Below are 6023 nucleotides of genomic sequence, written 5' to 3'. Positions count from 1 at the left end.
TGTCACGATCAGCGCCTGGTCGGGCTGCAGGTCGAAATTCCCCACCGAGACATCCGCACTCGGCAGCCCCGCGCCGAAGTAGTTTTCGGGTTGCAAGGCGCTCATGGTGTTGGGCGCCAGCTGGATCCCCGAATGCGCGGCGAGGAGCATATTTTGCTGGTTGAAAGCTTCCGTATGCCCGGCGAGGGCATTCAGCAACGTGTTGAGCTCGGACGCGGACAGCCCCGTGCCAACCGTGACCGGCGCCGGGCAGTCGGCCACGCAGGCGACGCTGACGCTGCCCGGGCCCAGCGCCCAGTTGCCCAGATCGTCGCGGATCAACAGGGTGGTGGCGCCGGCGTCATCGAGGTAGTTCACTGCGCCGCTGGGCTCCGTGGGGCCGATGTCGACGGTGAAGGACCCATTGGGGTTGACCACCAATGTGCTGCCTTGCTCCAGATAGCTGTGGGTGTCGGTCGTCCCGTTCACGACTTGTTCCGCGCTGATGGACAGGTGTTCGGTGCCCCCGCCGAGGGTGCCCGTCAGGGCGTAGGTGGCGTTGGGGTCAAGGTTGGTTTTGATGTCGTAATAGATGTCGGGAGTGAAGAATTGGAAGTACTGGCGGGGATCGGCGGCATCGCCGGCCACCGGCTCCGGTGATTGGAAGAAGACCTGGTTGTTGACGGCCGAAATGATCGCGGTCAGCAGTTCGTATTCGTTGTTCTGCAGAACGGTCGGCAGCGTGGCGTCGCTGGTCGGCGTGGCGAACGACTGTCCGGCGTCGTATGCGGCCGCTTGCTGCATGTCGGTGAGGATCTGATCGATCGTGGGCTGCAACGACACGTCGGCGGCGGCGTGCGGCGCGGAGACCATCATCACCAGAGCGCCGGCCATCGCGGTCGTGGCAATCCCGGCGGCCTGAACAGCGCGGACGGAAGTCGTTTTGCGGCGGTGCGCACGGCTCGTCTGGTCCGTCGTCATGCCGCGCCCCTCCCGCATCCATCTGATGCGTATCCGCTGTGTGGACGACAAAGAATTTGCTGAGAGACTGTACGCCCGACTGATAGCGCACGCAACGACCGACCCAGCGGCCCTCGACGCACTGTCGAGCCGCTCAGCGAGCAGCCGCGCCGGGCCGCGCTTCGGCAACGCGTCCCCAGCGTGGAAGCTCAGGTCGTACCGGCACTCGCCGGTAGTGCTACGCCTGCTTGGCCGGCGGCCGGTAGAAGATCGCCAGCTGACCGACCGCGCCGACGGTGCCCAGTAGCACCGAGATCAGCAGACCCGCCCAGCCGTCGAGCCAGTTGTGCCCGAAGATCAGTCGGTCCAGGCTGAACCTGCCCGCCCCGAGCATCGCGACGACCACGGCGCCGGTGGCCAGCACGAGGTTGTACTCCCAGCCTTCTTTGACGATGAAGAAGCCGTTGGGACGGTGCACGGTCCAGGCGGCAACCAGCATCAGCGAGACGAAGCCCGCGGCGGGGATCGGCGTGAGCAACCCGGCGGCCAGACCCAACCCGGCCGAAGTCTCGGCCGTCGCGGCCACAGCGGCTTGGAACGTGCCCGGTCTCATCCCGATGCTCTCGAACCAGCGCGCGGTTCCCGGTATCCGGCCGCCGCCGAAGAACTTGTTCAGTCCGTGCGCGGCCAACGTCAGACCGAGCACCAGACGGAGCGCCAGCAACGCGGCATCTGTGGTCATAACATCTGCGGTCATAACGACAACGTAGAGCATCGGCTGCGCGGCAAAAGCCCGCCGACCGTAATCCGTCGCGAGGAGACCCGGCATCGCGCAGTCTTCGGGGGGCGCGGCTTTCGAGTTTGCCGGAGGGTAACCTCGGTGGGTGTCACGACGGGTCTGCACCACACCCCCTGCCGTGCTGCTGCTGGACGGCGGCATCGCGTGCTCGCCGGAAACCGTGGGCCACAAGGGTTACGGCATCGACACCATGCGCCGCCGCGGTCTTCCCGTACCGCCCGCATTCTGCATCACCGCCCAGGTGGGTGCACGCTACCTCGCCGAACCGGGGCCGACGATGGACGCCGTCTGGGACGACGTGCTCGACGGGGTGCGAGAGCTCGAGGCCGCGACCGCGCGCACCTTCGGCCGGGGCCCGCGGCCGCTGCTGGTCAGTGTGCGCTCCAGCGCCGCCGTGTCGATGCCCGGCATGATGGACACGGTGTTGGACCTGGGCATGAGCGACGCCGTCGCAGCCGCCCTGGCCGCCGGGACCACCGACGCGTTAGCCCACGACATCCGGCAGCGATTCGCGCGCTGGTATCGGCGTGTCGTCGGCAATGCGGTGCCCGACGACCCCTACGCACAGCTGCGTGCCGCGATCCAGGCCGTGTTCGCGTCGTGGAATTCGCCACGCGCCGCCGCCTACCGCGCCCACCACGGCCTCGACGACACCAGCGGTACCGCCGTCGTCGTACAGGCGATGGTGTTCGGCAACATGGCCGCCAATTCAGGTGCCGGCGTGGTGTATTCACGCAATCCCCTGACCGGCTCCGACGACGCGTTCGGCGAGTGGCTGTCCGGCGGTCAGGGCGACGACGTGGTGTCGGGCACCGTCGACGTGCAACCGATCACGGCGCTGCGTGACCGGCAACCGGTCGTCTACGCCGAACTGATCGCCGCTTCCCGCACGTTGGAGCGGCTCGCGGCCGACGTGCAGGAGATCGAATTCACCGTCGAGGACGGCAGGTTGTGGCTGCTGCAGACGCGCGCCGCCAAGCGGTCGGCGCAGGCGGCGGTGCGTCTGGCGCTGCAACTGCGGCGCGACGGGTTGATTGACGACGGCGACGTGTTGCGCCGGGTGACCCCGGCGCACGTCCAGGCTTTGCTGCGGCCGTCACTGCAGCCGGAAACACGTTTGTCGGCAAAGCTTTTGGCGAAGGGCTTGCCGGCATGTCCGGGGGTGGTGTCGGGGCGGGCCTACGCCGACGTGGAGGCTGCGGTGCAGGCCGCCGACCGCGGCGAGGATGTCATCCTGGTGCGCCACCACACCAGTCCCGAGGACATCGGGGGCATGCTGGTCGCGCGTGGCGTCGTCACCGAAACCGGCGGAGCCACCAGCCACGCGGCCGTGGTCAGCCGCGAACTGGGCCGGGTGGCCGTGGTGGGCTGCGGACGCGGAGTCACCGAATCACTGGCCGGCCGGCTGATCACCGTCGACGGCACCGAAGGCGAAGTGCGCGAAGGTGATTTGGCGCTCTCTGCCTGGTCGGAGGACGACACCCCGGAGTTGCGGGAGCTGGCCGCGGTCGCGCGTCGGATCAGTCCGCTGCGTGGGCACCCCAGCGGTAACTATCCGCCGTTGGCGAACCACTCCGACGCCGCGGTGCGCGCCGCACTCGCCGGCGGGAACACCGATGTGGTGGCCGTCAGCCCACTGATCGCCATGCTCACCGCGCTGCGGCTCACCGGGGACGCATGACCGAATTGACTGTGCTGCAGGCGGTCCGGTTCAAAGGCCGGACCAGTCTGGAAGGCCTCGCCGCAACGCTGGGCGACGACGTTGCCGATGTCGCGGAGACCGTCGGGCAGCTGACGCGGACCGGCCTGCTGGTCGACGGCACCTCGCTGCGGATCAGCCCCGGCGGGCGGGCGCGGCTCGGCGAACTGCTGGCCGCCGAGCGCCGTGGCGTCGACCGCACCGCGCTGGCCGCCGTCTACCGCGAATTCCACACGCCTAACCGCGAATTCAAACAACTGGCCACTGACTGGCAGCTCAGGAACGGCCGCCCCAACATTCACGACGACGCCGAGTACGACGCGGCTGTCGTGGCTCGCCTGGAGCGGCTACACCAGCGGGTCATGCCGATCATCGCGGCGGCTGCGGCCCAGCTGCCCCGGCTGGGCCACTACTCGGCCAAGCTGCGGGCGGCGCTGGATCGGGTCAAAGCCGGTGACATCGTCTGGCTGTCCCGGCCGATCATCGACTCTTACCACACGGTGTGGTTCGAGCTGCACGAGGAGCTCATTCTGGCCGCTGGCCGAACCCGGGAATCGGAAGCTGAAACCGCTGACGCCCAGTAGTTTTCGTCACAGCTGTGCGTCCAGCAACTGGACATAGGCGTCTATGTCGCCGATCGCGGACTGCGCCGCGTGAACGCTGACAGCGACGACGTCGCCGATTCCGTGCACGCCGTGGGTGAGGCCCATCGCCGGCGACAGTGCCGGATATCCGGCGGTCAACAGCACTGGTACACCGCCGAAGTGCAGGCCGTCGGGTCCACGGTAGACGCTGGACACCACGGTGTTTCCGGAGACTCGTGCCGGTCGGACATCGGGATCGAACCGGTTGACCCCCCAGCGCAGCACGGGGGCCGGCACCGCGGCGACGGCCCGGTCGGCCGCGCGTGCCGCCGGGTGCCGGGCACGACGACGGGCGGCCGTCAGGTCTGCGGCGATCCGCTCTTTTCGGGCGTCTGGGGACAGGTCGGGGTAGAGTCCGACGGTCACGTTGTGAAAGTTGTTGTTGGCATGTGGCACATCGGGTTTGGCTATCGGAACCTCGGCGATCAGCGACCCGTCAGAATCGCCCAGGTGTCTATCGAGCGCGTCGGACACCGCGGCCAGCACCGCGACGGTGACCGTCGGCCCGCGCAGCTGGGCGCGGTGCCGCAGCAGGGTGCGCACGGCGCGCGCACCGGCCGGGCGCACGTTGGTGGCCAGCGGTGGTCGCGGGCTCAGTGAACCGCCGAGCAGTCCGGCCCGGGTGTCGCTGACCAACTGTCGATGGGTTCGGGCCGCGTCGAACGCCCGCCGCGGCAGGAAACCCGATCTCCCCGAGGCCACGTCGGGCACGGGTGTCGCTCGACCGAACAGCCAGCCGGCCAGCGCCGAGGCGCGGCTGCCGTCGGCCAGCGCGTGCGCAACCTGCATGACCGCGACGGTCCCGGGACCGCTGCCGCCTGGAATTCCGCGCACCCGGGCGAACATGTGCAGGCGCCACGGCGCCCGGCGGACGTCAAGCTGGTGCCGGGCAAGCTCCACCACGGCGTCCAGGCAGCCGTGCCAGCTGTCGTCGGCAAGGTGGTGCAGGTGCGGGTGCTCCGCGGCCGTCGGTACCCACCGCGGATACGTCAACGCGCACCCGTCCTCGACGCGCATCGTCAAGTGCCGACAGGCTTGGGCCCGGGCCGCAACCTCGTCGGCGGCGCGGCGGACATCGGTCGGCTCGCCGTCGAAGGCGTACAGCAAGAACTGGTCGCTGGGGACCTTGGCGGACATCCAGTAGAACTGTGCGTCGACGGCCGCCATCCGGGTCGACATGCCCACCACACTAGGATCCCGTTGCGTGCTGCCTAATCCCGGCAACGACCGCGCTGCTGTGGTCACCGGCGCGTCGTCGGGCATTGGCGCCTGCATTGCCCGTGAGCTGGCCCGCCGGGGACACCAGGTGGTGCTGGTCGCGCGGCGCGCGGACAAGCTCGCCGACCTCGCCGGTCAGCTCGGCGCGCGGACGCACGTGGTGCCGGCCGATCTGGCCCGTCGCGACGAACGGGCCGCGCTGGCCGATCGGCTGTCCGAATTGGGCCTGTTCACCAACGTGCTGGTCAACAATGCCGGCCTGTCGACGGTGGGCCCGGTCGCGCAGTCGGACGTCGACGCCGAGCTGAACCTGGTGGAGGTGGACGTCGCCGCAGTCGTCGACCTGTGCAGCCGGTTGGTCCCCGCGATGGTGGAGGCTCGCAGCGGCGCGGTGCTCAACGTCGGCTCGGTCGGGTCGTTCGGGCCGCTGCCCGGCCAGGCCTCTTACGCCGCGGCGAAGGCTTTCGTGCTGTCCTACACCAGGGCGTTGCGGGAGGAGTTGCGCGGCAGCGGCGTGACGGCGGCCGCGTTGTGCCCGGGGCCGGTGCATACCGGCTTCGGCGAGGCCGCCGGCTTCGGCGAAGGCGAGGCGGAAGCGTTGCTGCCGAAGTTCCTGTGGGTTTCCCCCGAGCGGGTTGCCGCGGTCGCAGTCGACGGGCTGGCCGCCGGCAGGGCCGTGATCGTCCCCGGCGTGTTCAACCGGGCAGCCACGGCGATCTACCAC

The 6023-nt window shown here is 69.3% G+C and carries 5 protein-coding genes and 1 pseudogene; 3 read left to right on the top strand and 3 right to left on the bottom strand.

The window, feature by feature from the left end:
• Together ABDW21_RS15975 and ABDW21_RS15970 are read right to left on the bottom strand one after the other, a co-directional pair.
• Window positions 1–1128, bottom strand: a pseudogene (locus ABDW21_RS15975) (hypothetical protein); the annotation flags it as partial.
• A 49-nt stretch (window positions 1129–1177) separates the two neighbouring features.
• Window positions 1178–1681, bottom strand: coding sequence for a DoxX family protein (locus tag ABDW21_RS15970; RefSeq protein WP_343603028.1), 504 nt, complete (start codon window positions 1679–1681; stop codon window positions 1178–1180).
• 175 nt (window positions 1682–1856) lie between these two features.
• On the opposite strand from ABDW21_RS15970, the gene ABDW21_RS15965 reads away from it, so the two are divergent.
• Both ABDW21_RS15965 and ABDW21_RS15960 read left to right on the top strand, forming a co-directional pair.
• Window positions 1857–3419, top strand: a complete 1563-nt coding sequence (locus tag ABDW21_RS15965; protein ID WP_343710732.1) for a pyruvate, phosphate dikinase — start codon at window positions 1857–1859, stop codon at window positions 3417–3419.
• On the top strand, window positions 3416–4021 hold the full coding sequence (locus tag ABDW21_RS15960; RefSeq protein WP_343603024.1) for a MarR family transcriptional regulator: 606 nt from the start codon (window positions 3416–3418) through the stop codon (window positions 4019–4021). Before ABDW21_RS15965 ends, ABDW21_RS15960 begins: the two co-directional genes overlap by 4 nt.
• A 6-nt stretch (window positions 4022–4027) precedes the next feature.
• Here the strand turns inward: ABDW21_RS15960 and ABDW21_RS15955 are convergent, their stop codons facing one another.
• A complete protein-coding gene (locus ABDW21_RS15955; RefSeq protein WP_343603022.1) occupies window positions 4028–5260 on the bottom strand; it encodes a WS/DGAT domain-containing protein in 1233 nt (410 codons plus the stop codon).
• Between the two features lie 25 nt (window positions 5261–5285).
• Here ABDW21_RS15955 and ABDW21_RS15950 point away from each other — a divergent pair.
• Window positions 5286–6023: SDR family oxidoreductase (locus ABDW21_RS15950; protein WP_343603020.1), on the top strand; the 738-nt coding region annotated here is incomplete at its 3' end.

It is taken from the genome of Mycobacterium sp. (assembly GCF_039583805.1).
In the GTDB taxonomy this organism is placed as follows: domain Bacteria; phylum Actinomycetota; class Actinomycetes; order Mycobacteriales; family Mycobacteriaceae; genus Mycobacterium.
This window is presented reverse-complemented; position numbering and strand designations above follow the sequence as displayed.

Excerpts from the sequence above, each read along its gene's own strand:
- ABDW21_RS15970 (WP_343603028.1), bottom strand. The coding sequence starts at position 1,681 with ATGACCACAGATGCCGCGTTGCTGGCGCTCCGTCTGGTGCTCGGTCTG.
- ABDW21_RS15960 (WP_343603024.1), top strand. The coding sequence starts at position 3,416 with ATGACCGAATTGACTGTGCTGCAGGCGGTCCGGTTCAAAGGCCGGACC.
- ABDW21_RS15955 (WP_343603022.1), bottom strand. The coding sequence starts at position 5,260 with ATGTCGACCCGGATGGCGGCCGTCGACGCACAGTTCTACTGGATGTCC.